The organism is Enterobacter sp. MF024 (assembly GCF_005843915.1).
Lineage (GTDB): Bacteria > Pseudomonadota > Gammaproteobacteria > Enterobacterales > Enterobacteriaceae > Enterobacter > Enterobacter barmai.
The window spans coordinates 79,884-106,398 of the sequence record NZ_VCBB01000003.1 but is presented as its reverse complement, the minus strand read 5'-3'; the positions used below and the strand labels follow the sequence as shown (position 1 = coordinate 106,398).

19 protein-coding genes are annotated in these 26,515 nt (G+C 55.1%); 15 read left to right on the top strand and 4 right to left on the bottom strand.

Annotation, left to right across the window (positions count from 1 at the left end; all coding sequences use genetic code 11):
* The first annotated feature begins 112 nt into the window (after positions 1-112).
* The 9 genes from ftsK to FFB58_RS06945 all read left to right on the top strand — a co-directional run bounded on the left by ftsK (position 113) and on the right by FFB58_RS06945 (position 13,666).
* Positions 113-3,982 carry a DNA translocase FtsK gene (ftsK, locus tag FFB58_RS06985; RefSeq protein WP_138369447.1) on the top strand — a complete coding sequence of 1,290 codons (3,870 nt, stop codon included), beginning with the start codon at positions 113-115 and terminating at the stop codon, positions 3,980-3,982.
* A gap of 127 nt (positions 3,983-4,109) precedes the next feature.
* Positions 4,110-4,724 (top strand): outer membrane lipoprotein chaperone LolA, encoded by a 615-nt coding sequence (gene lolA / locus FFB58_RS06980; protein ID WP_039029500.1) that lies wholly within the window; start codon positions 4,110-4,112, stop codon positions 4,722-4,724.
* A gap of 9 nt (positions 4,725-4,733) precedes the next feature.
* On the top strand, positions 4,734-6,077 hold the full coding sequence (rarA, locus tag FFB58_RS06975; protein ID WP_138369446.1) for a replication-associated recombination protein RarA: 1,344 nt from the start codon (positions 4,734-4,736) through the stop codon (positions 6,075-6,077).
* Between the two features lie 93 nt (positions 6,078-6,170).
* A complete protein-coding gene (gene serS, locus FFB58_RS06970; protein WP_138369445.1) occupies positions 6,171-7,463 on the top strand; it encodes a serine--tRNA ligase in 1,293 nt (430 codons plus the stop codon).
* Positions 7,464-7,670: 207 nt separating this feature from the next.
* Positions 7,671-10,115: a dimethylsulfoxide reductase subunit A gene (dmsA, locus tag FFB58_RS06965; RefSeq protein WP_138369444.1), complete on the top strand. Its 2,445-nt coding sequence runs from the start codon at positions 7,671-7,673 to the stop codon at positions 10,113-10,115.
* A 10-nt stretch (positions 10,116-10,125) separates the two neighbouring features.
* On the top strand, positions 10,126-10,743 hold the full coding sequence (locus FFB58_RS06960; protein ID WP_039029496.1) for a DMSO/selenate family reductase complex B subunit: 618 nt from the start codon (positions 10,126-10,128) through the stop codon (positions 10,741-10,743).
* 1 nt (position 10,744) lies between these two features.
* Complete coding sequence (locus FFB58_RS06955; protein WP_138369443.1) at positions 10,745-11,608, top strand: dimethyl sulfoxide reductase anchor subunit family protein; 864 nt, start codon at positions 10,745-10,747, stop codon at positions 11,606-11,608.
* Between the two features lie 273 nt (positions 11,609-11,881).
* On the top strand, positions 11,882-13,030 hold the full coding sequence (locus FFB58_RS06950) for an MFS transporter (protein WP_039029494.1): 1,149 nt from the start codon (positions 11,882-11,884) through the stop codon (positions 13,028-13,030).
* A 123-nt stretch (positions 13,031-13,153) separates the two neighbouring features.
* The gene (locus tag FFB58_RS06945; RefSeq protein ID WP_039029493.1) at positions 13,154-13,666 is read left to right on the top strand and encodes an anti-virulence regulator CigR family protein; all 513 of its coding nucleotides are present in this window, start codon (positions 13,154-13,156) and stop codon (positions 13,664-13,666) included.
* 34 nt (positions 13,667-13,700) lie between these two features.
* Here FFB58_RS06945 and pflA read toward each other — a convergent pair whose 3' ends face one another.
* From pflA to ycaO, 4 genes are all read right to left on the bottom strand, one after another.
* The gene (pflA, locus tag FFB58_RS06940) at positions 13,701-14,441 is read right to left on the bottom strand and encodes a pyruvate formate lyase 1-activating protein (RefSeq protein ID WP_039029492.1); all 741 of its coding nucleotides are present in this window, start codon (positions 14,439-14,441) and stop codon (positions 13,701-13,703) included.
* Between the two features lie 203 nt (positions 14,442-14,644).
* Positions 14,645-16,927, bottom strand: a complete 2,283-nt coding sequence (gene pflB / locus FFB58_RS06935) for a formate C-acetyltransferase (RefSeq protein WP_039029491.1) — start codon at positions 16,925-16,927, stop codon at positions 14,645-14,647.
* 51 nt (positions 16,928-16,978) lie between these two features.
* Positions 16,979-17,836 carry a formate transporter FocA gene (focA, locus tag FFB58_RS06930; protein ID WP_039029490.1) on the bottom strand — a complete coding sequence of 286 codons (858 nt, stop codon included), beginning with the start codon at positions 17,834-17,836 and terminating at the stop codon, positions 16,979-16,981.
* 404 nt (positions 17,837-18,240) lie between these two features.
* The gene (gene ycaO / locus FFB58_RS06925) at positions 18,241-20,001 is read right to left on the bottom strand and encodes a 30S ribosomal protein S12 methylthiotransferase accessory factor YcaO (RefSeq protein ID WP_138369442.1); all 1,761 of its coding nucleotides are present in this window, start codon (positions 19,999-20,001) and stop codon (positions 18,241-18,243) included.
* Positions 20,002-20,139: 138 nt separating this feature from the next.
* Between ycaO and FFB58_RS06920 the strand changes: the two genes are divergently transcribed.
* The 6 genes from FFB58_RS06920 (at position 20,140) to ihfB (ending at position 26,497) form a co-directional block, all read left to right on the top strand.
* Positions 20,140-20,832 (top strand): DUF421 domain-containing protein, encoded by a 693-nt coding sequence (locus tag FFB58_RS06920; protein ID WP_039029488.1) that lies wholly within the window; start codon positions 20,140-20,142, stop codon positions 20,830-20,832.
* 162 nt (positions 20,833-20,994) lie between these two features.
* A complete protein-coding gene (gene serC / locus FFB58_RS06915) occupies positions 20,995-22,083 on the top strand; it encodes a 3-phosphoserine/phosphohydroxythreonine transaminase (RefSeq protein ID WP_138369441.1) in 1,089 nt (362 codons plus the stop codon).
* Positions 22,084-22,153: 70 nt separating this feature from the next.
* Positions 22,154-23,437 (top strand): 3-phosphoshikimate 1-carboxyvinyltransferase, encoded by a 1,284-nt coding sequence (gene aroA / locus FFB58_RS06910; protein WP_039029486.1) that lies wholly within the window; start codon positions 22,154-22,156, stop codon positions 23,435-23,437.
* A 183-nt stretch (positions 23,438-23,620) separates the two neighbouring features.
* On the top strand, positions 23,621-24,304 hold the full coding sequence (gene cmk, locus FFB58_RS06905) for a (d)CMP kinase (RefSeq protein WP_039029485.1): 684 nt from the start codon (positions 23,621-23,623) through the stop codon (positions 24,302-24,304).
* Between the two features lie 111 nt (positions 24,305-24,415).
* Positions 24,416-26,089 carry a 30S ribosomal protein S1 gene (gene rpsA / locus FFB58_RS06900; protein ID WP_032617357.1) on the top strand — a complete coding sequence of 558 codons (1,674 nt, stop codon included), beginning with the start codon at positions 24,416-24,418 and terminating at the stop codon, positions 26,087-26,089.
* 120 nt (positions 26,090-26,209) lie between these two features.
* Positions 26,210-26,497 carry an integration host factor subunit beta gene (ihfB, locus tag FFB58_RS06895; RefSeq protein ID WP_039029484.1) on the top strand — a complete coding sequence of 96 codons (288 nt, stop codon included), beginning with the start codon at positions 26,210-26,212 and terminating at the stop codon, positions 26,495-26,497.
* Positions 26,498-26,515 lie beyond the last annotated feature (18 nt).

Here is a 26,515-nt window from a genome sequence, read left to right as displayed (position 1 = left end):
GCGTACTTTGATTACACTCCTGGTAATCCATACAGCAACAGTGTCGGGCCTCCCGGCACTGTTGTCCGTTTAGCACTCAGGCAGGAATTGCCTGATACCTGGAGAGCCTGTTTTGAGCCAGGAATATACCGAAGACAAAGAAGTCAATTTAACCAAGCTCAGCAGTGGACGCCGACTCCTTGAGGCGTTACTGATCCTTGTTGCTCTTTTTGCCGTCTGGTTGATGGCAGCCTTACTCAGTTTCAACCCCTCCGATCCCAGTTGGTCACAGACCGCATGGCACGAGCCTATTCATAATTTAGGCGGCGTACCGGGCGCATGGCTGGCGGATACGCTGTTCTTTATCTTTGGCGTGATGGCGTACACCCTCCCCGTCATTATTATTGGCGGCTGCTGGTTCGCCTGGCGCCATCGCCAGAACGATGACTACATCGACTATTTTGCCGTCTCGCTGCGTCTGATAGGCGCGCTGGCGCTGATCCTCACCTCCTGCGGTCTGGCGGCGATTAACGCCGACGACATCTGGTATTTTGCCTCCGGTGGCGTGATTGGCAGCCTGCTGAGCACCGCGCTGCAGCCGATGCTGCACAGCAGCGGTGGCACGCTGGCGCTGCTCTGCGTCTGGGGCGCGGGGCTGACCCTCTTCACCGGCTGGTCCTGGGTCAGCATCGCCGAGAAAATCGGCAGTGTGATCCTCAACGTCCTGACCTTTGCCAGCAACCGCACCCGTCGTGACGACACCTGGGTCAACGACGAAGAGTATGAAGACGACTACGAAGATGCCGAGCCGAGCGCCGAGCGCCGTGAGTCTCGCCGCGCCCGCATTATGCGCGGGGCGCTGGCGCGTCGTAAGCGTGTGGCAGAGAAATTCGCCAATCCCTTAGGCCGCAAAACCGATGCGGCGTTGTTCTCCGGCAAACGGATGGACGACGAGGAAGAGGTGGCTTACAGCGCCCGTGGCGTAGCCGCCGATCCGGATGATGTGCTGTTCTCCGGTAATCGTGCCCTGACATCCGATTATGATGAGTACGATCCGCTGCTCAACGGCCACTCAGTGGCTGAGCCGCTTGCCGCCGCCGCTGCCGCCACCACGGCAACCCAGGCTTTCGCTGCGCCGGTGGATCCGGTGACCCCGACTCCTTCTGTACCAGAGATGCCGTTACAGCCGCCTGTAGTTGACTGGCAGGCTGAGCCAGGCGCGCCTGCCGCCCCGGCGTATGCTCCTGAGCCAGACCCTTATGCCGCCCCTGCACCGCAGGAGCACTGGCAGCCGCCTTATCAACCTCAGCCTGCTTATGCGCAGCCGCAGTACGAGCCGCAGCAGCCCGTGTATCAGCCGGAACCGGTGTATCAGTCCGAGCCGGTCTATCAACCTGAACCTGTTTATCAGCCTGAGCCTGTTTATCAGCCTGAGCCGGTTATCGCTCAACCGATTATTGAAGAGCCGCCGGTCGAAGAGGTGAAACCGTCCCGTCCGCCGCTTTACTATTTCGAAGAGGTGGAAGAGAAACGTGCCCGCGAGCGTGAGCAGCTCGCGGCCTGGTATCAACCGGTGCCTGAGGCGGCACAAGAGCCAGCCCCGGTTAAAGCTGCTGAAACTCCAGCTGTTCCAGTTGTGGAGCCAGTCTCTACCGTCGCACCTGTTGCCGCCAGCGTACAGCAGGCGACAAGCGCAGGCGCCGCTGCGGCCAGCGCTGCAGCACCGTTATTCAGCCTGGCAACCGGTGGCGCACCGCGTCCACAGGTGAAAGAGGGGATTGGTCCTCAGCTGCCGCGTCCTAACCGCGTGCGTGTTCCTACCCGCCGTGAGCTGGCCTCGTATGGCATCAAGCTGCCTTCCCAGCGGATAGCGGAAGAGAAAGCGCGTGAGGCCGGACGTCAGCATTACGAAGATGAACAGTACGAAGAGGATGCCGATGAAATGCAGCAGGAGGAGCTGGCCCGCCAGTTCGCTCAGCAGCAACATCAGCGGTATGGCGGTGAGGATTATCAGGCTGAGCCGCAGCACTTTGACACTCAAAATGACGAAGATGATGCCGCCGAGACGGAGCTGGCTCGCCAGTTCGCCGCCACGCAGCAGCAGCGTTATTCCGGGGAGCAGCCGACGGGGGCTAACCCGTTCTCGCTGGCGGACTTTGAATTCTCGCCAATGAAAGATTTGGTGGATGATACGCCGAGCGAACCGCTGTTCACGCCGGGCGTGATGCCGGAAGCCGAGCCGCCGCGTCAGGCATTCACGCCGCCGCAACCACAGCAGTATGCACAGCCTCAGCAGCCTGTTCAGCAGCCGCCACAGCAGTATGCACAGCCTCAACAGCCTGTTCAGCAGCCGCCGCAGCAGTACGCACAGCCTCAACAGCCTGTTCAGCAGCCGCCGCAGCAGTATGCACAGCCTCAACAGCCTGTGCAGCCGCAGCAGCCAGCGCCTCAGTCTCAACAGAGCCTGATCCACCCGCTGCTGATGCGTAACGGTGACAGCCGTCCGCTGCAAAGACCGACCACGCCGCTGCCGTCATTTGACCTGCTGACACCGCCGCCAACGGAAGTTGAACCGGTCGATACCTTCGCCCTCGATCAAATGGCGCGCCTGGTAGAACTGCGTCTGGCTGATTTCCGTATTAAAGCGGATGTGGTGAACTATTCGCCTGGCCCGGTGATCACTCGTTTCGAGCTGAACCTGGCGCCGGGCGTGAAAGCCGCGCGTATTTCCAACCTCTCTCGTGACCTGGCGCGTTCGCTCTCCACCGTGGCCGTGCGCGTGGTTGAGGTCATTCCGGGCAAACCTTATGTTGGCCTGGAGCTGCCGAATAAAAAACGTCAGACCGTTTACCTGCGCGAAGTCCTGGATAACGCCAAATTCCGCGATAACCCGTCGCCGCTGAGCGTGGTGCTGGGTAAAGACATTGCCGGCGAGCCTGTGGTGGCCGATCTGGCGAAAATGCCACACCTGCTGGTGGCGGGTACGACCGGTTCCGGTAAGTCTGTTGGGGTGAACGCCATGATCCTCAGCATTCTGTATAAAGCGCAGCCGGAAGATGTGCGTTTCATCATGATCGACCCGAAAATGCTGGAGCTCTCGGTTTACGAAGGTATTCCGCATCTGCTGACCGAAGTGGTGACCGACATGAAGGACGCCGCCAACGCCCTGCGCTGGAGCGTCAACGAGATGGAGCGTCGCTACAAGCTGATGTCTGCGCTCGGCGTGCGTAACCTCGCCGGATATAACGAGATCATCGCAGAAGCGGCGAAGATGGGCCGTCCAATTCCGGATCCGTACTGGAAACCGGGCGACAGCATGGATGCTGAGCATCCGGTGCTTGAAAAACTGCCGTACATCGTGGTGCTGGTGGATGAATTTGCCGACCTGATGATGACCGTCGGCAAGAAAGTGGAAGAGCTGATCGCTCGCCTGGCGCAGAAAGCGCGTGCGGCAGGTATTCACCTGGTGCTGGCGACCCAGCGTCCGTCGGTGGATGTCATCACCGGCCTGATTAAAGCCAATATCCCGACCCGTATCGCCTTTACCGTGTCGAGCAAAATCGACTCCCGTACCATTCTCGACCAGGGCGGCGCAGAGTCGCTGCTCGGCATGGGTGATATGCTCTATTCCGGGCCTAACTCGACCTCGCCGGTGCGTGTCCACGGCGCGTTTGTTCGCGACCAGGAAGTGCATGCCGTGGTGCAAGACTGGAAGGCGCGCGGTCGTCCGCAATATATCGAAGGCATCACCTCTGACAGCGAAAGCGAAGGCGGCGGTGGCGGCGGCTTTGACGGCGGTGAAGAGCTGGATCCGCTGTTCGATCAGGCGGTCAACTTCGTCACTGAAAAACGTAAAGCCTCGATTTCCGGGGTTCAGCGCCAGTTCCGCATCGGCTACAACCGCGCAGCGCGCATCATCGAGCAGATGGAAGCCCAGGGCATCGTGAGCGAGCAGGGCCACAACGGCAACCGTGAAGTGCTGGCACCGCCGCCGTTCGAGTAATGCCCCCGATTGCAAAGATGGGTAAAGCAGCAAAATTTAAGCATTTTCTTCTGTCGCCTGCCTGCGGGCAGGTCCAGAATAGTGACAGAAACCCCCATTTCGGGAAGACGCTTTGTAAGGATGAACAATGAAAAAAATCGCAATCACCTGTGCATTACTGACTGGCTTTGTGGCAAGCAGCGTCTGGGCTGATGCCGCCAGCGACCTGAAAAGCCGCCTCGATAAAGTGAGCAGCTTCCACGCCAGCTTCACGCAGAAAGTGACCGATGGCAGCGGCAACGCGGTGCAGGAAGGTCAGGGTGACTTGTGGGTTAAACGTCCGAATCTGTTCAACTGGCATATGACCCAGCCGGATGAGAGCATCCTGGTTTCCGACGGGAAAACCCTGTGGTTCTTCAACCCGTTTGTTGAGCAGGCCACCGCTACCTGGCTTAAGGATGCCGCCAGCAACACGCCGTTTATGCTGATCGCCCGTAACCAGAGCAGCGACTGGCAGCAGTACAACATCAAACAGAACGGCGATGACTTTGTGCTGACCCCGAAAAGTGGCAGCGGTAATCTGAAGCAGTTCACCATTAACGTGAGCAGCAACGGGACCATCAATCAGTTCGGTGCGGTTGAGCAGGACGATCAGCGCAGCAGCTATCAGCTGAAATCCCAGCAGAACGGGGCGGTTGATGCATCTAAATTCACCTTTACCCCGCCGAAGGGCGTCACGGTGGACGATCAACGTAATAAGTAAGAGGCGTGCGTGAGCAACCTGTCGCTCGATTTTTCAGATAATGCGTTTCAACCTCTGGCCGCCCGTATGCGGCCAGAAAATTTAGCGCAGTATATCGGCCAGCAGCATCTGCTGGCTGCGGGCAAGCCGTTGCCGCGCGCTATTGAAGCCGGGCATCTGCATTCGATGATCCTCTGGGGGCCGCCAGGCACAGGTAAAACCACGCTGGCCGAGGTCATTGCCCGCTATGCCGATGCGGACGTCGAGCGTATTTCCGCCGTCACCTCCGGGGTGAAAGAGATCCGCGAAGCCATCGAACGGGCGCGACAGAACCGCAATGCCGGGCGCCGTACCATTTTGTTTGTCGACGAGGTGCACCGTTTCAACAAGAGCCAGCAGGATGCTTTCCTGCCGCACATCGAAGATGGCACCATCACCTTTATCGGCGCCACCACCGAAAACCCCTCGTTTGAACTCAACTCGGCACTGCTGTCCCGCGCCCGCGTCTATCTGCTGAAGTCGTTAACCACCGAAGACATCGAGCAGGTGCTGACCCAGGCAATGACCGATAATGCCCGGGGCTACGGCGGCCAGGATATCGTCCTGCCGGACGAAACCCGTCTTGCCATTGCTGAGCTGGTAAACGGCGATGCACGCCGGGCGCTGAATACGCTCGAGATGATGGCAGATATGGCCGAAGCCGACGACAGCGGTAAGCGGGTTCTGCTCCCGGCGCTGCTGACCGAAATTGCCGGCGAACGCAGCGCGCGTTTTGATAATAAAGGCGATCGTTTTTACGACCTGATCTCAGCGCTGCACAAATCGGTACGCGGCAGCGCGCCCGATGCCGCGCTCTACTGGTATGCGCGCATTATTACCGCCGGGGGCGATCCGCTGTACGTGGCCCGTCGCTGCCTGGCGATTGCCTCGGAAGATGTGGGTAACGCCGATCCACGCGCCATGCAGGTGGCACTCTCCGCATGGGACTGCTTTACCCGCGTCGGGCCTGCCGAAGGCGAGCGTGCCATTGCGCAGGCGATTGTCTATCTGGCCTGTGCGCCGAAAAGTAATGCCGTCTATACCGCCTTCAAAGCGGCGATGTCCGATGCCCGCGAGCGTCCTGATTACGATGTCCCTGTACATCTGCGTAACGCCCCTACCAAACTGATGAAAGAGATGGGTTACGGTCAGGAGTATCGCTATGCCCACGACGAGCCCAACGCCTATGCCGCCGGGGAGGAGTACTTCCCGCAGGAAATGGCACAAACACGCTACTATCACCCCACAAACAGAGGCCTTGAGGGCAAGATTGGCGAAAAGCTCGCCTGGCTTACCGGACAGGATCAAAATAGCCCTATAAAACGCTATCGTTAGGGCTATCGTTGCGGTAATGTTGGCAATGTATCTGATGACCGCAGGCTGCGGTCATTTCCTCCTATTTTTTAATTCGATAAGCACAGGATAAGCATGCTCGATCCCAATCTGCTGCGTAACGAGCCAGACGCAGTCGCTGAAAAACTGGCACGCCGGGGCTTTAAACTGGATGTAGATAAGCTGCGCGCTCTTGAAGAGCGTCGTAAAGTTCTGCAGGTACAAACAGAAAACTTGCAGGCAGAGCGTAACTCTCGATCGAAATCCATCGGCCAGGCGAAAGCGCGCGGGGAAGACATCGAGCCATTACGCCTGGAAGTGAACAAGCTGGGTGAAGAACTGGATCAGGCAAAAGCTGAGCTGGACGTTCTTCAGGCCGAAATTCGTGATATCGCCCTGGCGATCCCAAATACCCCTGACGACAGCGTCCCTGTCGGCAAAGACGAAAACGACAACGTCGAAGTGAAACGCTGGGGCACGCCTCGCGAGTTCGACTTCGAGGTTCGCGATCACGTGACGCTGGGCGAAATGCACGCGGGCCTGGACTTTGCCGCTGCGGTTAAGCTGACCGGCTCCCGTTTCGTGGTGATGAAAGGTCAGATTGCCCATCTGCATCGTGCGCTGGCCCAGTTCATGCTGGATCTGCACACCGAGCAGCACGGCTACAGCGAAACCTACGTACCCTACCTGGTTAACCACGATACGCTCTACGGCACGGGCCAGCTGCCGAAATTTGCCGGCGATCTGTTCCATACCCGTCCACTGGACGAAGAAGCAGACAGCAGCAACTACGCGCTGATCCCAACGGCAGAAGTGCCGCTGACCAACCTCGTGCGTGACGAAATCATCGACGAAGATGACCTGCCGATCAAACTGACTGCACACTCTCCGTGCTTCCGTTCTGAAGCGGGCTCCTATGGTCGTGATACCCGCGGTCTGATCCGTATGCACCAGTTCGACAAAGTTGAAATGGTTCAGATCGTTCGCCCGGAAGAGTCCATGGCGGCGCTGGAAGAGATGACCGGTCACGCGGAGAAAGTGCTGGAGCTGCTGGGTCTGCCGTACCGTCGTGTGGCGCTGTGTACCGGTGATATGGGCTTTGGCGCCTGCAAAACCTTCGACCTCGAAGTCTGGGTTCCGGCGCAGAACACCTACCGTGAAATCTCCTCTTGTTCCAACGTAGGTGATTTCCAGGCTCGCCGCATGCAGGCTCGTTGCCGTACTAAATCCGACAAGAAAACCCGCCTGGTGCATACCCTGAACGGTTCCGGCCTGGCAGTGGGTCGTACCCTGGTGGCGGTGCTGGAAAACTATCAGCAGGCTGACGGTCGTATCGAAATCCCTGAAGTGCTACGTCCGTACATGAAAGGCCAGCAGTACATCGGTTAACATGTTTTTAAGTAAAAAAGCGCCTCAGGGCGCTTTTTTTATGTCCCGCTTTTGATGTCAGGCAATATCCCCTCCCTCTAAAGTAGTAATACTTGCCAAACAGTTGGTTAGCGAAAACGTCTGCTAACGCATGCTTTCCTTATATAAAAAACTATATAGCGACTTTGTCGCACCTTTGAACTTTGTGAGCAATCAAAGTGAGAGTCTATGAAAATGAAAACGCCTGAAGCGCTGCTGGCTGCCGAGGTGAGTCGACGTGGGTTGATGAAAACCACGGCGATTGGCGGCCTGGCTGTTGCCAGTAGCGCATTCACATTGCCTTTTTCACGTCTGGCATCGGCGGCTGAAGCCGCAACTGCAGTAAAATCCGATGAGAAAGTGGTCTGGAGCGCCTGTACGGTAAACTGCGGCAGTCGCTGTCCGCTGCGCATGCATGTCGTGGACGATGTGATTAAATACGTTGAAACCGACAATACCGGGGATGATAACTACGAGGAATTACATCAGGTTCGCGCCTGCCTGCGTGGCCGCTCGATGCGCCGTCGCGTCTATAACCCGGATCGACTGAAACAGCCGATGAAGCGAGTGGGTAAACGCGGCGAAGGCAAATTCGAACCCATTAGCTGGGAAGAGGCCTTTGACACTATCGCCGGGACGATGCAGCGTCTGATTAAGGATTACGGTAACGAATCCATCTATCTGAACTACGGCACCGGCACCCTGGGTGGAACCATGACCCGCTCCTGGCCGCCGGGTAAAACCCTCATTGCCCGCCTGATGAACTGCTGCGGGGGCTATCTCAATCATTACGGTGACTACTCCACCGCGCAGATTGCCGCTGGCCTGAATTACACCTATGGCGGCTGGGCCGATGGCAACAGCCCGTCGGACATTGAGAACAGCCAGCTGGTGGTGCTGTTCGGCAATAACCCTGGCGAAACACGTATGAGCGGCGGGGGAGTAACTTATTACATTGAACAGGCGCGGCAAAAATCGAACGCCCGGATGATCGTCATTGACCCACGTTATACCGATACCGGGGCAGGGCGCGAAGATGAGTGGATCCCGATCCGCCCGGGAACCGATGCGGCGCTGATCTCCGCCCTGGCGTGGGTGATGATCGATGAGAACCTCGTCGATCAGCCTTTCCTCGACAAATATTGCGTCGGCTACGACGAAAAAACGCTGCCGGAAGGGGCGCCGGCAAACGGCCACTACAAAGCCTACATTCTCGGCCAGGGTAATGACGGTATTGCCAAAACCCCTGCCTGGGCCGCGGCTATCACCGGCATTCCCGAGGCGCGCATCGTCAAACTGGCGCGTGAAATCGCTGGGGCGAGGCCTGCATTTATCTCTCAGGGCTGGGGCCCGCAGCGCCATGCCAACGGCGAACTTGTCTCCCGCGCCATCGCCATGCTGGCAATTTTAACCGGCAACGTGGGGATCCACGGCGGCAACAGCGGCGCGCGTGAAGGCTCGTATTCGCTGCCGTTTGTGCGTATGCCGACCCTGGAAAACCCGGTTCAGACCAGTATCTCGATGTTTATGTGGACCGATGCCATTGAGCGCGGCCCGGAGATGACCGCCACCCGCGACGGGGTACGTGGCAAAGATAAACTCGATGTGCCGATCAAGATGGTCTGGAACTATGCCGGTAACTGCCTGATCAACCAGCATTCGCAGATCAACCGCACCCACGAGATCCTGCAGGATGACAAAAAGTGCGAGCTAATTGTGGTGGTGGATTGCCATATGACCTCTTCGGCGATGTATGCCGATATTCTGCTGCCGGACTGCACCGCATCTGAACAGATGGACTTCGCCCTGGACGCCTCCTGCGGCAACATGTCGTACGTGATTTTTGCCGACCAGGCGATCAAACCGCGCTTCGGCTGCAAAACCATCTATGAGATGACGACCGAACTTGCGAAACGCATGGGCGTTGAGCAGCAGTTCACCGAAGGGCGTACCCAGGAAGGGTGGATGCGCCACCTGTATGAGCAGTCCCGCCAGGCCATTCCGGAGCTGCCGTCATTTGATGAATTCCGCCAGCAGGGCATGTTCAAAAAGCGTGACCCGGAAGGGCATCACGTGGCCTATAAAGCCTTCCGCGCCGATCCTGCCGCCAATCCGCTGACCACGCCGTCAGGCAAGATTGAGATCTACTCCGCCCAGCTGGCGCAGATCGCCGCAACGTGGGAGCTGGAGAAAGACGACGTGATCGATCCGCTGCCGGTTTACAGCCCTGGCTTTGAAAACTACGACGATCCGCAGAGCAAAGCGTTCCCGCTACAGCTGACCGGATTCCACTATAAGGCGCGTACCCACTCCACCTACGGCAACGTTGACGTCCTGAAGGCGTCCTGTCGTCAGGAGATGTGGATCAATCCGCTGGATGCAAAATCGCGCGGGATCGCCAACGGCGACCGGGTGCGGATCTTTAACGGACGCGGCGAAGTGCATATCGAAGCCAAAGTGACGCCCCGTATCCTGCCGGGTGTGGTCGCGTTAGGTGAGGGCGCCTGGTACAACCCGGACGCCAACCGCGTCGATCAGGCTGGCTGCATTAATGTGCTCACCACACAACGCCCGTCGCCGCTGGCGAAAGGTAATCCGTCTCACAGTAACCTCGTTCAGGTTGAAAAGGCGTAAGGAGTAGCCGATGACCACTCAGTATGGATTTTTTATTGATTCCAGCCGCTGCACCGGGTGTAAAACCTGCGAGCTGGCCTGCAAGGACTACAAGGACCTGACGCCGGATGTCAGCTTCCGCCGTATCTACGAATACGCGGGCGGCGACTGGCAGGAGGACAACGGCGTCTGGCACCAGAACGTCTTCGCCTACTATCTGTCCATTGCCTGTAACCACTGCGAAGATCCCGCCTGCACCAAAGTGTGTCCGAGCGGCGCGATGCACAAGCGCGACGACGGCTTTGTGGTGGTGAATGAAGATGTCTGCATCGGCTGTCGCTACTGCCATATGGCCTGCCCGTACGGTGCGCCGCAGTACAACGCCGCCAAAGGGCATATGACCAAGTGCGACGGTTGTCATGACCGTGTAGCCGAAGGCCACAAGCCGATTTGCGTTGAATCCTGCCCGCTGCGCGCGCTGGATTTTGGTCCGATTGCCGAGCTGCGCCAGAAATACGGCAAGCTGGCTGCCGTCGCGCCACTGCCGTCTGCGCACTTCACGAAGCCGAGTATCGTCATTAAACCCAATGCCAACAGCCGACCAACGGGTGACACCACCGGCTACCTGGCCAATCCAAAGGAGGTGTGAGATGGGAAGCGGATGGCATGAATGGCCGTTGATGATTTTTACCGTCTTCGGACAGTGCGTGGCGGGCGGGTTTATCGTCCTTGCGCTGGCGCTTTTAAAAGGCAATCTGAATGCGGGACAACAGCAGCGACTGGTGCTGAGCATGTTTGGCCTGTGGGTGCTCATGGGGATCGGTTTTATCGCCTCTACGCTGCACCTCGGTTCACCGATGCGCGCGTTCAACTCCCTGAACCGCGTGGGAGCCTCTTCCCTCAGCAATGAGATCGCCAGCGGGGCGCTCTTCTTTGCTGTCGGTGGTCTGGGCTGGCTGCTGGCTGCGCTGAAAAAGCTGCCTGCCGGTCTGCGTAGCCTGTGGCTGATTGTCACTATGGTGCTGGGCGTGGTGTTCGTCTGGATGATGGTTCGGGTCTATAACACTATCGATACCGTGCCGACCTGGTACAGCGTCTGGACGCCGATGAGCTTCTTCCTGACGATGTTTATCGGCGGGCCGCTGCTGGGCTTCCTGTTGCTGCGCGTTGCGGGTGTAGACGGTTGGGCGATGCGTTTACTACCCGCCGTGTCGCTGCTGGCGCTGGTGGTGAGCGCGGTTGTTGCTTTGATGCAGGGCGCAGAGCTGGCAACAATTAGCAGCTCCATTCAGCAGGCTTCTGCCCTGGTGCCGGATTACGGCTCGCTGATGGCCTGGCGCGTGGTGCTCCTGGCGGCGGCACTGGTCTGTTGGGTAGTGCCGCAGCTCAAAGGCTATCAGCCTGCGATCCCGCTGTTGTCACTGGCATTTGTGCTGGTGCTGGCGGGTGAACTGATTGGCCGCGGGGTGTTCTACGGCCTGCATATGACTGTTGGAATGGCTGTCGCCAGTTAATTTTGATTTTCGTTATATAAAGCCGGGACTTAGTGCCCGGCTTTTTTATTTTCAATCATGAAATTTTTCAACTGTCGTTTGGTTTCAATTTTAGTCAGACATAAATAAAAACAAATACATAATTAATATTGATAGCAGGCATTGCATTAGCAGGATGAGTTTTTTCAATCGACAAGGAACATATCGTGCGTGCGGCCTAAACAGGTGGATTGACTTTGTTTTTGCCAGTGGCATGATGCGCACGAAATCTGAACTTCCTCACGGTTTTTATCCATGTCGACCTATACCCGGCCAGTGCTCCTGTTGCTCTGTGGCCTGCTTTTGCTGACCCTGGCGATCGCGGTGTTAAATACGCTCGTCCCGCTGTGGCTCGCCCATGAAAACTTACCGACCTGGCAGGTGGGTATGGTCAGCTCGTCCTTTTTTACCGGCAACCTGCTGGGAACATTGCTGACAGGAAGCCTGATCAAACGCTTCGGTTTTAACCGCAGCTACTATCTGGCATCGCTTATTTTTGCCGTCGGATGTGCCGGGCTGGGGCTGATGGTTGGCTTCTGGAGCTGGATGGTCTGGCGCTTTATCGCCGGCGTCGGCTGCGCCATGATTTGGGTGGTGGTGGAAAGCGCCCTGATGTGCAGCGGCACCTCCCGCAACCGCGGTCGCCTGCTGGCGGCCTATATGATGGTCTATTACGTGGGTACCGTGCTTGGCCAGCTGATGGTCAGCAAACTCCCGACCGACCTGATGAGCGTACTGCCGTGGGTAACGGGCATGGTGCTGGCGGCGATCCTGCCGCTGCTCTTTACGCGCATTGTGAACCAGAGCAGCGAGCATCAGGAAGCGACTCACGTCTGGCCAATGCTGAGATTGCGTCAGGCGCGTCTGGGCGTTAACGGCTGCATCATCTCCGGGATTGTGCTGGGCTCACTGTATGGCCTGATGCCGCTCTACCTGAATCATCAGGGGGTGAGTGATTCCGGGATTGGTTTCTGGATGGCGGTGATGGTCAGCGCGGGGATTGTCGGCCAGTGGCCGGTGGGGCGTCTTGCCGATCGCTTCGGGCGTCTGCTGGTGCTGCGCGTCCAGGTCTTCGTGGTGATCATGGGTTGTCTTGCCATGCTCAGCAACGCCGCCATGGCACCGGCTCTGTTTATTCTCGGCGCTGCTGGCTTCACGCTCTATCCGGTTGCAATGGCCTGGGCCTGTGAAAAGGTGGAGCACCATCAACTGGTGGCCATGAATCAGGCGCTGCTGCTGAGCTATACTATCGGCAGCCTGCTGGGACCAACCTTTACCGCCATGCTGATGCAGAACTATTCCGACAATCTGCTGTTTATCATGATCGCCAGCGTGTCGTTTATTTACCTCTTAATGTTGCTGCGTAAAGCGGGCGAACATCCAACCCCAGTGGCACATGCCTGAATAAATAAAAGCCTGTCGATGACAGGCTTTTTTGTCTTTGTCACATCTAAGAGTTTTACGCATTGTTTGTTTATCGCGCCAGGCGATAATTCAGATGCGTTCTACCACAAAAAGGCAGCGATCATGTCTACTCGTCGTTTTACCACTACCGCGCTGGCCGTAGTGTTATCTTTATCATTTGCAACTGCACCTGTTATGGCTAATCCAGGCAATGGAAATGGCCATGGCAATGGCGGTGGGCAAGGTAATAGCGGCAATCATGGTAACGGGAATTCAGGTAAAGGGAATTCCGATAACCATGGTAATAAACAGAATAATGGCAACCAAAATCCGGGCAAATCAAATAAAAGCGTCAGTGATGATGTGAATGCCCGCGTTAGTTACGATCATGCTCGTCATCTGGCGCTGAACTATGGCTTAACAGGCTATGATTCGCTTCCGCCGGGGATTGCGAAAAACCTGGCACGCGGTAAACCACTGCCTCCGGGTATTGCGAAAAAAACCGTTCCGGCCTCGATGCTGGGTCAATTGCCTTCTTACCCTGGCTATGAATGGCGGGTAGTGGGGAAAGATCTGGTATTAATTGCGCTGAGTACTGCGATTGTGACAACCATTATTAATGGTGTCTTCGACTAATAAATAAAACGCCCGGTGAAAACCGGGCGTTTTGTTAATACATGACCTTGTGACCGTACTGCTCCAGAATACCTTTTACGCGCTCCATGGTCTCTTTTTTCGGTGGCTTCACGCCATCCAGTTTGTACTCTTCGCCCATTGCCACCCATTTATGTTTGCCCAGCTCGTGATACGGCAGCAATTCAATTTTCTCGACGTTACCCATATCACGCGTGAACTCACCCAGGCGGTGGGCAGAGTCGTCATCATCTGACCAGCCCGGCACCACCACATAACGGATCCAGGTTTTGATGCCTTTGGCGGCAATGTATTTCGCGAACTCTAACGTGCGGTGGTTGGAAACACCCACCAGGTTCTGGTGGATCTCGTCATTCATCTGCTTGAGATCGAGCATCACCAGGTCGGTGACTTCCAGCAGTTCGTCGATCACCGGATCGTAGCGGCGAACAAAGCCGTTGGTATCCAGGCAGGTATGAATGCTCTCTTTGTGGCAGGCGCGGAACCAGTCGCGCACAAACTCGGCCTGCAGGATTGCTTCCCCGCCGGATGCGGTCACGCCGCCGCCGGAAGCGTTCATGAAGTGGCGATAGGTCACCACCTCTTTCATTAATTCTTCAACGGTGACTTCTTTGCCGCCGTGGGTATCCCATGTATCACGGTTATGGCAATACATGCAGCGCATCAGGCAGCCCTGGAAGAAGGTAATAAAGCGGATGCCCGGGCCATCGACGGTGCCACAGGACTCAAAGGAGTGAATGCGACCAATAGTTGACATTGCGGTGATATCTCCAGGTTCGGCCCGTCCAGGGCCTGTTTATGTGCACAGCTCAGGCGGCTGTGTCGAGTCTGTTTTGGCTGTTATCCATTCATTATAGATAGCGGGCAAAAGAGACTGCGGAGCGGGAGGTGTTAAAAAGGCCCCACTTGCGTGGAGCCTTTATTGTACGCCTTTTACCGCGCGATTTCAGTCAAATCCACTTACATGGACTGAGTGAAAGTACGGGTAATAACGTCTTTCTGCTGCTCTTTAGTCAGTGAGTTGAAACGCACTGCGTAGCCAGATACACGGATGGTCAGCTGAGGATATTTCTCAGGGTGTTCCATCGCGTCGAGCAGCATTTCACGGTTCATGACGTTCACGTTCAGGTGCTGACCACCTTCGATGGACGCTTCGTGATGGAAGTAACCGTCCATCAGACCCGCGAGGTTAGTTTTACGCACTTCGTCGTCTTTACCCAGCGCATTTGGCACGATAGAGAAGGTGTAAGAGATACCATCTTTAGCGTAAGCAAACGGCAGTTTTGCAACGGAGGTCAGAGAGGCAACAGCACCTTTCTGGTCACGGCCGTGCATTGGGTTAGCACCTGGTCCGAATGGCGCGCCAGCACGACGTCCGTCTGGGGTGTTACCGGTTTTCTTACCATACACAACGTTAGAGGTGATGGTCAGAACAGACTGAGTCGGGATAGCGTTACGGTAGGTATTCAGTTTCTGAATTTTCTTCATGAAACGTTCTACCAGGTCAACCGCCATGTCATCAACGCGAGCGTCGTTGTTACCAAACTGCGGATATTCGCCTTCGATTTCGAAGTCAATAGCCAGACCGTCTTCGTCACGAATCGGTTTAACTTTCGCATATTTGATAGCGGACAGGGAGTCAGCTGCCACGGACAGACCTGCGATACCACATGCCATGGTGCGAACCACGTCACGGTCGTGCAGCGCCATCAGAGAAGCTTCGTAGCTGTATTTGTCGTGCATGTAGTGGATGACGTTCAGCGCGGTGACGTACTGTTTAGCCAGCCAGTCCATGAAGTGATCCATACGATCCATGACTTCGTCATAGTTCAGCACGTCGCCTTTGATTGGCTCAGACTTAGGACCCACCTGCAATTTCAGTTTTTCATCAACGCCGCCGTTGATTGCGTACAGCATGGTTTTCGCCAGGTTTGCACGCGCACCGAAGAACTGCATTTGTTTACCAACGATCATTGGGCTTACGCAGCAAGCGATAGCGTAGTCATCGTTGTTAAAGTCAGGACGCATCAGGTCATCGTTCTCGTACTGCAGAGAAGAGGTGTCGATGGACACTTTAGCGGCATATTTTTTGAAGTTCAGTGGCAGTTTTTCAGACCACAGAACGGTGATGTTCGGCTCCGGAGACGGCCCCATGGTGTACAGGGTGTTCAGGAAACGGAAGCTGTTTTTGGTTACCAGGGTACGGCCATCAACGCCCATACCGGCGATGGATTCAGTTGCCCAGATTGGGTCACCAGAGAACAGTTCATCGTACTCAGGGGTACGCAGGAAGCGAACCATACGCAGTTTCATGACCAGGTGGTCAATCATTTCCTGAGCGTCTTGTTCAGTGATTTTGCCTGCTTTCAGGTCACGTTCGATGTACGCATCCAGGAAGGTGGATACGCGACCGAAGGACATTGCTGCACCGTTCTGAGACTTAACGGCGGCCAGGTAGCCGAAGTAGGTCCACTGGATAGCTTCCTGAGCGTTGGTCGCAGGACCAGAGATATCGCAACCGTATTTCGCTGCCATCTCTTTGATCTGACCCAGCGCACGGTGCTGTTCAGCGATCTCTTCACGCAGACGGATAGTGGCTTCCAGGTTTACGCCATTTTCCAGATCGGACTGCAGAGACAGGAACTGGGAGTATTTGTCTTTCAGCAGGAAGTCGATACCGTACAGCGCAACGCGACGGTAGTCACCGATGATACGGCCACGGCCATACGCATCTGGCAGACCGGTCAGAACGCCAGATTTACGGCAGTTCAGAATGTCTTTGGTATAAACATCGAATACACCCTGGTTATGGGTTTTGCGGTATTCGGTGAAGATTTTTTTCAGCATTGGGTCCAGCTCGCGATCGTACGCTTTGCATGAACCTTCAACCATTTTGATACCACCGAACGGAATAATCGCACGTTTCAGTGGCGCTTCAGTCTGCAGACCAACGATCTTCTCGAGGGACTTGTTGATATAGCCCGCGTCGTGTGAAGTGATGGTGGACGCGATGGAGGTGTCGAAATCAACAGGCGCGTGAGTGCGGTTTTCCTGCTTAACGCCTTCCATAACGCTGTCCCACAGGGCAGTGGTCGCGTCGGTAGCACCGGCCAGGAAGGATTCGTCACCTTCATATGGGGTGTAGTTCTTCTGGATGAAGTCACGAACGTTGACTTCATTCTGCCAATCACCTTTGGCAAAACCTTCCCATGCTGTGGCTAACTTTTCATTAAGTTCGGACATGTAACACCTACCTTCTTAAGTGGATTTTTTATTTACTGCCTGAGAAAACCATTAATGATGGTTATCGCCACGCAGGTAAATGACCCAGTATGTCAACCCAACCAGCAGACCACCGCCGATAATGTTCCCGATTGTGACTGGGATCAGGTTATCAGTAATGAAGTTCATAACGGTCAGGTGAGAGAAATTGTCCGGGCTGGAACCAATTGCGGTCCAGAACTCCGGGCTGGCAAAGTCACGGATTACGATACCGAAAGGGATCATAAACATATTTGCAATGCTGTGCTCAAAGCCGCTGGCGACGAACATCGCGACAGGCAGAACCATGATCATGGCTTTATCCATCAGGCTGCGTCCGGAGTAGCTCATCCAGACCGCCAGGCAGACCATCAGGTTTGCGAGGATGCCAAGGGCAACGGCTTCAATAAATGTATGGTGGACTTTGTGGTCGGCGGTTTGCAGGACGTTTAGCCCCCACGCGCCGTTGGCGGTCATGTATTCTCCCGACAACCACATCAACAGAACAAAGAGCAGACAGCCAACCAGGTTACCAACGTAAACGTTGAGCCAGTTTTTGGCCAGTTGACCCCAGGTGATCCTGCCGCTGGCCTTCGCCACGACGATAAGTACCGTCGAGGTAAAGAGATCGGCGCCGCAAATCACGCACAGAATCAGACCCAGTGAAAAACAGATGCCGCCAATCAGCTTAGAAATACCGAAAGGCATCGCGGCTGTACCGGTGGTCGCAGTAATATAGAAAACAAAGGCGATGGAGATGAACACCCCAGCGGTAATCGCCAGGAAGAACGTCGTCAACGGTTGTTTCGTTGCTTTATAGACACCCGCTTCTTCGGCAACTTTCGCCATAGCAGCTGGGAGTAATAGATCAAAAGGGTTGTCAGCTTTCACACTAACTCTCTCTTTATTAAGTCGGCGACGAGATACTAACAAAGCATTATAGAAGAGAAATTGATGTAGATCATATCTCGCCTGGCTTATAGGCCCGCAAAGTGCGTGGTTTTACAGTAAATGCGGAGTAAGTGTTTGATTATCCAAATAAAAATAAATTTTAAAAGTTACAAAATGATTTGATTTTTTTCTCCTGACCCTGTCGATGACAGTTAATTAGAATGGAGTATTTCATATTAAAAGTAACAATAACCGTCAGGCCGCTATTATTATAGCTACCAATATTTAACTTAATTATTACAATTAAAAATTTATTACCGCACATAAAAAACGGGGCAATAAAATTGCCCCGTAATATAACGTAGGTGATTGTATTCGCCTACTGTTTGTAATGGTATGTAACCTTATTTAGCCCAGTATGCGCTTTTGGCCTTTTGCAATTTCTCATAGGCTTTCAGTAACGACTGGTGGGCAGGGAAGGCTTTCAGATCGCTGTCCACGGCCTGCAGGCCATAGAATGGCGCTTCACCGCTCAGGGCTGCGCTGGCGTTCTCTACCGCCTCGGCACCGTACATGCGGGTAAAGGCGTTCAGGTACTGCAGCGGCTGACGATCTTCTTCCTGCGCCAGCAACAGCAGGGTCTGCAGGCAACGGTAGTAGTTCGCACGCTCTGCGCTGAACACCGAGGCGTTGAACTCGATGGTCCACTCGGTCCAGATCAGCGCCTGTTCCAGGTCGCCGCCCGCCAGCGCCAGCATCGCTTTCAGTTCGCCGATACGCAGGGTGTACCAGCCATTGTCTTTGCCCGTCGCCAGACCCAGCAGCTCACGCACGCGGGTAAAGTCGTCGTGACCTTCGTCGTCCAGTTGGGTAATGAGGTTCAGATAGTCCTCTTTCTCCCATGCGCTCTCCGGCAACGCCAGCAGAGTTTCGCGCAGGTGCGCACCCATGCTGTTGTTCGCCAGCCACAGATCTTCCACCGGATAGATGTCGGACATGCCCGGCACCAGAATACGGCAGGCGTAAACGTCCAGGTGCTCGTAATCGGCGATATACACTTCCTGATTTTCAGCAGTGAAGATGGCCATCAGCGTGGCGAACTCTTCTTCTGTGCTGCCTGAGAAGCTCCAGTCAACAAACGGATAATCCGCGTCCTGCTTGAACATATCCCAGGAGATAGAGCCGCTGGAGTCGATGAAGTGCGTTTCCAGGTTGGCATGTTCCGCCACTTCTTCATCATCGAACGTCGGCGGTGTAAACACGTCGAGATCTTTCAGGCTGCGGCCCTGCAGAAGTTCGGTAACGGTACGCTCCAGCGCCACGCCGAAGTCCGGGTGAGCACCGAAGGAGGCGAAGCAGGTGCCGTTCGCCGGGTTGAACAGTACCACGCAGATGACCGGGTACTTACCGCCCAGTGAGCCGTCGTAAGCGAAGATCGGGAAGCCTTCTGCTTCCAGTTTGGCGATGGACTCCACCACGCCCGGGTAGCGGGCCAGCACGTCAGCCGGGATCTCCGGCAGGCTGATAGATTCGGCGATAATGCGGTTTTTAATGTGGCGCTCAAAGACCTCTGACAGACCCTGAACACGCGCTTCGTTGCGGGTGTTACCGGCTGACATGCCGTTGGAGACATACAGGTTGCCAACGATGTTCATCGGAATATAGACGGTTTGCTCGTCAGACTGACGGGTAAACGGCAGGGCGCAGATCCCGCGATCTTCATTACCTGACTGCAGATCGACCAGCATGCTGGCGGTCAATTGATTATCCAGATCGTAGAACGCGCGCAGACGATCGTCGAGGATCCCTTCCGGCAGTTCATCGTCTTCGGTCAGCGGGAACCATTTCTCATTTGGGTAGTGAACAAACGGGCCATTAGCCACGGTTTCGCCCAGCCAGAAATCGGCAAAGAAGTAGTTAGTAGACAGACGTTCAAAATACTCACCCAGCGCAGAGGCCAGCGCCGCTTTTTTGGTCGCGCCTTTACCGTTGGTAAAGCACAACGCACACTCTTTATCGCGAATATGCACAGACCAGACGTGGGGAACCGGATTAAGCCAGGAGGCCTCTTCGATGTTAAAACCCAGGTCGGTCAGTTTTTGCTGGAAGCGAGCAATGGAGTCTTCCAGAGCGGCGTCTTTGCCGGGGATAAACGTTTGAGTCATGGGGATCACTTATATCGTACGGAAAGCGCGCAATGATACGGGTTTTACATGACTGGCGCTATCCTCCCGGCGGTTTCGGCGAAAATAAAAGGCTGAGCTATGCTTACCTTCAGTAACCTACTGTAAAGGAATATAAAAATGAAAGCATTCGATCTTCACCGAATGGCCTTTGATAAAGTTCCACTCGAGTTTTTAGGCGAGGTCGCGCTGCGAAGTCTCTATACCTTTGTCCTGGTATTCCTGTTCCTCAAGCTTACCGGGCGACGCGGCGTGCGTCAGATGTCACTCTTCGAAGTGTTAATTATCCTGACGCTGGGGTCGGCAGCGGGGGACGTGGCATTTTATGACGATGTGCCGATGGTTCCCGTCTTTGTCGTTTTCGTCACCCTGGCGTTGCTCTACCGGCTCGTGATGTGGCTGATGTCGAAAAGTGAAAAGCTGGAAGATCTGCTGGAGGGAAAACCGGTAGCCATTGTCGAAGAGGGCCAACTGGCCTGGGAAAAAGTGAAGCGCGCCAATATGACCGAGTTTGAGTTCTTTATGGAACTACGGGTGAGCAGCGTTGAGCAGCTTGGACAGGTTAAGCTTGCCATCATGGAGACTAACGGACAGATAAGCGTCTACTTTTACGACGATGACGAGGTCAAGCCTGGGCTATGCATATTGCCGGATGAATTTGTGGAACGTTTTATGACGATACCGGAAGTCGGTGATTATGCCTGCCGCCGTTGTGGCCATGTTCAGACTCTCCAGGCCGGGGCGCATCAATTATGCCCACGCTGCACGAATCCGGAATGGACGAAGGTTAGCCGGGCCAGACGCATCACCTGACAGCGATTTTGTCGGTTTTGTGACAGCCCGCTGGCAGAATGTATTGTGTGACGGCGGGCACATTTTCCTGGTCATAAGTTTTAGACATTGCGGCGCGTGTCACTGAATGATAAAACCGATATCCACAGTTATAACTTATGGCTTTTAGCGTGGTGAGGGTAAATGGCTCAGGTCTTTAATTTTAGTTCAGGTCCGGCAATGTTACCGGCGGATGTGCTCAAACAGGCTCAACAGGAGCTGTGTGACTGGAACGGTCTTGGCACGTCGGTGATGGAAGTCAGCCACCGTGGTAAAGAGTTTATTCAGGTGGCGGAAGAGGCAGAAGCAGATTTTCGTTTCCTGCTGAATATCCCCTCAAACTACAAAGTATTATTCTGCCACGGCGGGGGGCGCGGTCAGTTTGCGGGCATCCCACTGAACCTGCTGGGTGACAAAACCAAGGCAGACTATGTTGATGCCGGTTACTGGGCAGCGAGCGCGGTAAAAGAAGCGCACAAATACTGCACCCCGAACGTCATTGATGCCAAAGTCACCGTTGACGGTTTGCGCGCGGTGAAACCGATGAGCGAATGGCAACTTTCTCGTGATGCGGCCTATCTGCACTACTGCCCGAATGAAACTATCGACGGTATTGCCATCCACGAAGAGCCTGCCTTTGGCGATGACGTGGTCGTGACCGCCGACTTCTCCTCTACTATTCTCTCTTCCCCGCTGGATGTCAGCCGTTACGGCGTGATCTACGCAGGCGCACAGAAAAACATTGGCCCGGCCGGTCTGACGCTGGTGATCGTGCGTGAAGATTTGCTGGGTAAAGCCCACAAATCCTGCCCGTCAATTCTGGATTACAGCGTGCTGAACGATAACGACTCCATGTTCAACACCCCGCCGACCTTCGCCTGGTACCTTTCTGGCCTGGTTTTCAAGTGGCTGAGAAACAACGGCGGCGTGGCGCAGATGGATAAGATCAACCAGCAGAAAGCTGAGCTGCTCTACAGCGTCATCGACGGCAGCGACTTCTACCGCAACGACGTGGCCAAAGCGAACCGTTCCCGCATGAACGTGCCGTTCCAGCTCGCCGACAGCAATCTTGATAAGCTGTTCCTGGAAGAGTCTTTCGCCGCCGGTCTGCATGCGCTGAAAGGCCACCGCGTGGTTGGCGGAATGCGTGCGTCTATCTATAACGCCATGCCGCTCGAAGGCGTTAAGGCCCTGACCGACTTCATGACCGACTTTGAACGTCGTCACGGTTAATCGCGCCAGTGTTCACCCCTGCGGCCTGGCTGCGGGGTTTTTTATTATGATGAATTGAGAATTAAATTTCATGGAATCCCTGACGTTACAACCTATTGCCCGGGTAGATGGCACCATCAATCTGCCTGGTTCAAAAAGTGTCTCGAACCGCGCCTTGCTGCTGGCAGCGCTGGCAAACGGCACCACTGTTCTCACTAACCTGCTGGACAGCGATGACGTTCGCCATATGCTCAATGCGCTGAAAGCGTTGGGAGTCCACTATACCCTGTCCGCCGATCGCACCCGTTGCGAAGTCACCGGCAACGCCGGTGCGCTGCACTCCGCCGACGCGCTGGAACTTTTCCTCGGCAATGCCGGCACGGCAATGCGCCCGCTGGCTGCGGCCCTGTGTCTGGGCAGCAATGACATCGTGCTGACCGGCGAACCGCGTATGAAAGAGCGTCCGATTGGCCATCTGGTGGATGCGCTGCGTCAGGGCGGCGCGCAGATCGATTATCTGGAGCAGGAAAACTATCCGCCGCTGCGTCTGCGCGGTGGCTTTACCGGCGGCGAAGTGGCGGTGGACGGCAGCGTATCCAGCCAGTTCCTGACCGCACTGCTGATGACCGCGCCGCTGGCGCCGCAGGACACCACCATCGCCATTAAAGGTGAGCTGGTTTCTAAACCCTATATCGATATCACGCTGCATCTGATGAAGACCTTCGGCGTTGAAGTCGAAAACCAGAACTACCAGCGTTTCGTGGTGCGCGGGACGCAGCAGTACCAGACGCCGGGCAATTACCTGGTGGAAGGCGATGCTTCATCGGCCTCCTACTTCCTGGCGGCAGGCGCCATTAAAGGCGGTACCGTTAAAGTGACCGGTATTGGCCGCAACAGCGTGCAGGGTGATATTCGCTTTGCCGATGTGCTGGAGAAGATGGGCGCGGTGGTCACCTGGGGCGATGACTACATCTCCTGCACCCGCGGTGAACTGAACGCCATTGATATGGACATGAACCATATCCCCGATGCGGCGATGACCATTGCCACCGCGGCGCTGTTTGCCAAAGGCACCACCACGCTGCGCAACATTTATAACTGGCGTGTGAAAGAGACCGATCGCCTGTTTGCCATGGCGACCGAGCTGCGTAAAGTGGGTGCCGAAGTGGAAGAGGGCGAAGACTACATTCGCGTGACCCCTCCGGCGAAACTGCAGGTCGCGGAGATTGGCACCTATAACGATCACCGCATGGCGATGTGCTTCTCGCTGGTGGCGCTGTCGGATACACCGGTCACCATTCTGGATCCGAAATGCACCGCGAAAACCTTCCCGGACTATTTCGAGCAGCTGGCGCGCATCAGCACCCTGGCCTGATAAACCCATGCCGCACCGCCCGGTGCGGCATTTCCTTACGCTTCCTGACGTTGCCATCGCCCATTTCTTCTACACTCAGCTTCAATCATTCCGTAATTTGCACGCAAAGGTAACAGTTGTGCACATTGGCGCGTATAATGCGCGGCGTTCACACAACGGTATGCCTAATTTAAGGAGAAAAAGATGACGGCAATTGCCCCGGTTATCACCATTGACGGGCCAAGTGGCGCAGGTAAAGGCACGCTGTGCAAAGCGATGGCGGAAGCACTGCAATGGCATCTTTTAGATTCGGGCGCAATCTATCGTGTGCTGGCGCTGGCTGCGTTGCACCATCATGTTGATGTCGCTTCTGAAGAGGCTCTGGTGCCGCTGGCCGCCCATCTGGATGTGCGTTTTGTCTCCACCAACGGCAATCTGGAAGTGATTCTTGAAGGGGAAGACGTGAGCGGAGAGATCCGCACTCAGGAAGTGGCGAACGCCGCCTCTCAGGTCGCTGCTTTCCCACGCGTTCGCGAGGCGCTTTTACGCCGCCAGCGCGCGTTCCGCGATGCCCCTGGCCTGATCGCTGACGGACGCGACATGGGAACCGTGGTTTTCCCTGACGCGCCGGTGAAAATTTTCCTTGACGCTTCCTCGGAAGAGCGTGCGCAGCGCCGCATGCTACAGTTGCAGGAAAAGGGCTTTAGTGTTAACTTTGAACGTCTTTTGTCTGAGATAAAAGAGCGCGACGATCGCGACCGTAATCGCGCCGTTGCACCGCTTGTTCCCGCAGATGATGCATTAGTTCTGGATTCTACCAGTTTAACTATTGAGCAAGTGATTGAAAAAGCGCTACAATATGCGCGCCAAAAACTGGCAATCGCGTAATCGCGACCGATTTAGCAGTACCCCCGCTGCAATGGATTGACGGCGGGTATGTGAAACAACCCCATCCGGCACGGAGCCAGGTGGACGTTAATATTAACCTGAAGATTAAACATGACTGAATCTTTTGCTCAACTGTTTGAAGAATCCTTAAAAGAAATCGAAACCCGTCCGGGTTCCATCGTTCGTGGTGTTGTTGTTGCTATCGACAAAGATATCGTACTGGTTGACGCCGGTCTGAAATCTGAGTCTGCCATTCCGGCAGAGCAGTTCAAAAACGCCCAGGGCGAGCTGGAAATCCAGGTTGGTGACGAAGTTGACGTTGCTCTGGATGCAGTAGAAGACGGCTTCGGTGAAACCCTGCTGTCCCGTGAGAAAGCTAAACGTCACGAAGCTTGGATCACGCTGGAAAAAGCTTACGAAGAAGCTGAAACTGTAGTCGGTGTTATCAACGGCAAAGTCAAAGGCGGCTTCACTGTTGAGCTGAATGGTATTCGTGCGTTCCTGCCAGGTTCACTGGTAGACGTTCGTCCAGTTCGTGACACCCTGCACCTGGAAGGCAAAGAGCTTGAGTTCAAAGTAATCAAGCTGGACCAGAAGCGTAACAACGTTGTTGTTTCCCGTCGTGCCGTTATCGAATCCGAAAACAGCGCAGAACGCGATCAGCTGCTGGAAAACCTGCAGGAAGGCATGGAAGTCAAAGGTATCGTTAAGAACCTCACTGACTACGGCGCATTCGTTGACCTGGGCGGCGTTGATGGCCTGCTGCACATCACCGACATGGCGTGGAAACGCGTTAAGCACCCAAGCGAAATCGTGAACGTGGGCGACGAAATCACTGTTAAAGTGCTGAAGTTCGACCGCGAGCGTACTCGTGTATCCCTCGGCCTGAAACAGCTGGGCGAAGATCCATGGGTTGCTATCGCTAAACGTTACCCAGAAGGTACTAAACTGACTGGTCGCGTTACCAACCTGACCGACTACGGCTGCTTCGTCGAAATCGAAGAAGGCGTTGAAGGCCTGGTTCACGTTTCCGAAATGGACTGGACCAACAAAAACATCCACCCATCCAAAGTTGTTAACGTTGGTGATGTAGTGGAAGTTATGGTTCTGGATATCGACGAAGAACGTCGTCGTATCTCCCTGGGCCTGAAGCAGTGCAAAAACAACCCATGGCAGCAGTTCGCGGAAACCCACAACAAGGGCGACCGTGTTGAAGGTAAAATCAAGTCTATCACTGACTTCGGTATCTTCATCGGCCTGGACGGCGGCATCGACGGCCTGGTTCACCTGTCTGACATCTCCTGGAACGTTGCAGGCGAAGAAGCAGTACGTGAATACAAAAAAGGCGACGAAATCGCAGCAGTTGTTCTGCAGGTTGACGCAGAGCGTGAGCGTATCTCCCTGGGCGTTAAACAGCTCGCAGAAGATCCGTTCAACAACTGGGTTGCACTGAACAAGAAAGGCGCAATCGTAAACGGTAAAGTGACTGCAGTTGACGCTAAAGGCGCAACCGTAGAACTGGCTGACGGCGTTGAAGGTTACCTGCGCGCTTCTGAAGCTTCACGTGACCGCGTTGAAGATGCAACTCTGGTTCTGAGCGTAGGCGACGACGTTGAAGCTAAATTCACCGGCGTTGATCGTAAGAACCGTGCAATCAGCCTGTCTGTTCGTGCTAAAGACGAAGCTGATGAGAAAGATGCAATCGCAACTGTTAACAAACAGGAAGATGCAAACTTCTCCAACAACGCAATGGCTGAAGCTTTCAAAGCAGCTAAAGGCGAATAAGTTACTCGTAGAGTGACTTGACAGATTGCAGGATTCGTCCTGTAATCAATAACAAAGGGCGGCTACGGCCGCCCTTGTTTAAGCTGTTTAGCTAATTGGTTTGAAGGAACCGGAGGAATCATGACCAAGTCAGAATTGATTGAAAGACTTGCCAGCCAGCAATCGCATATTCCTGCGAAAGCAGTGGAAGACGCTGTAAAAGAGATGCTGGAGCATATGGCTACCACTCTTGCACAGGGTGAGCGCATTGAAATCCGCGGTTTCGGTAGTTTTTCTCTGCACTATCGTGCTCCACGTACCGGGCGTAACCCGAAGACTGGCGACAAAGTAGAGCTGGAAGGTAAATACGTTCCGCACTTCAAGCCTGGTAAAGAACTGCGCGATCGCGCCAATATTTACGGCAACTGAGTTTAGCCTGCGGGCGAA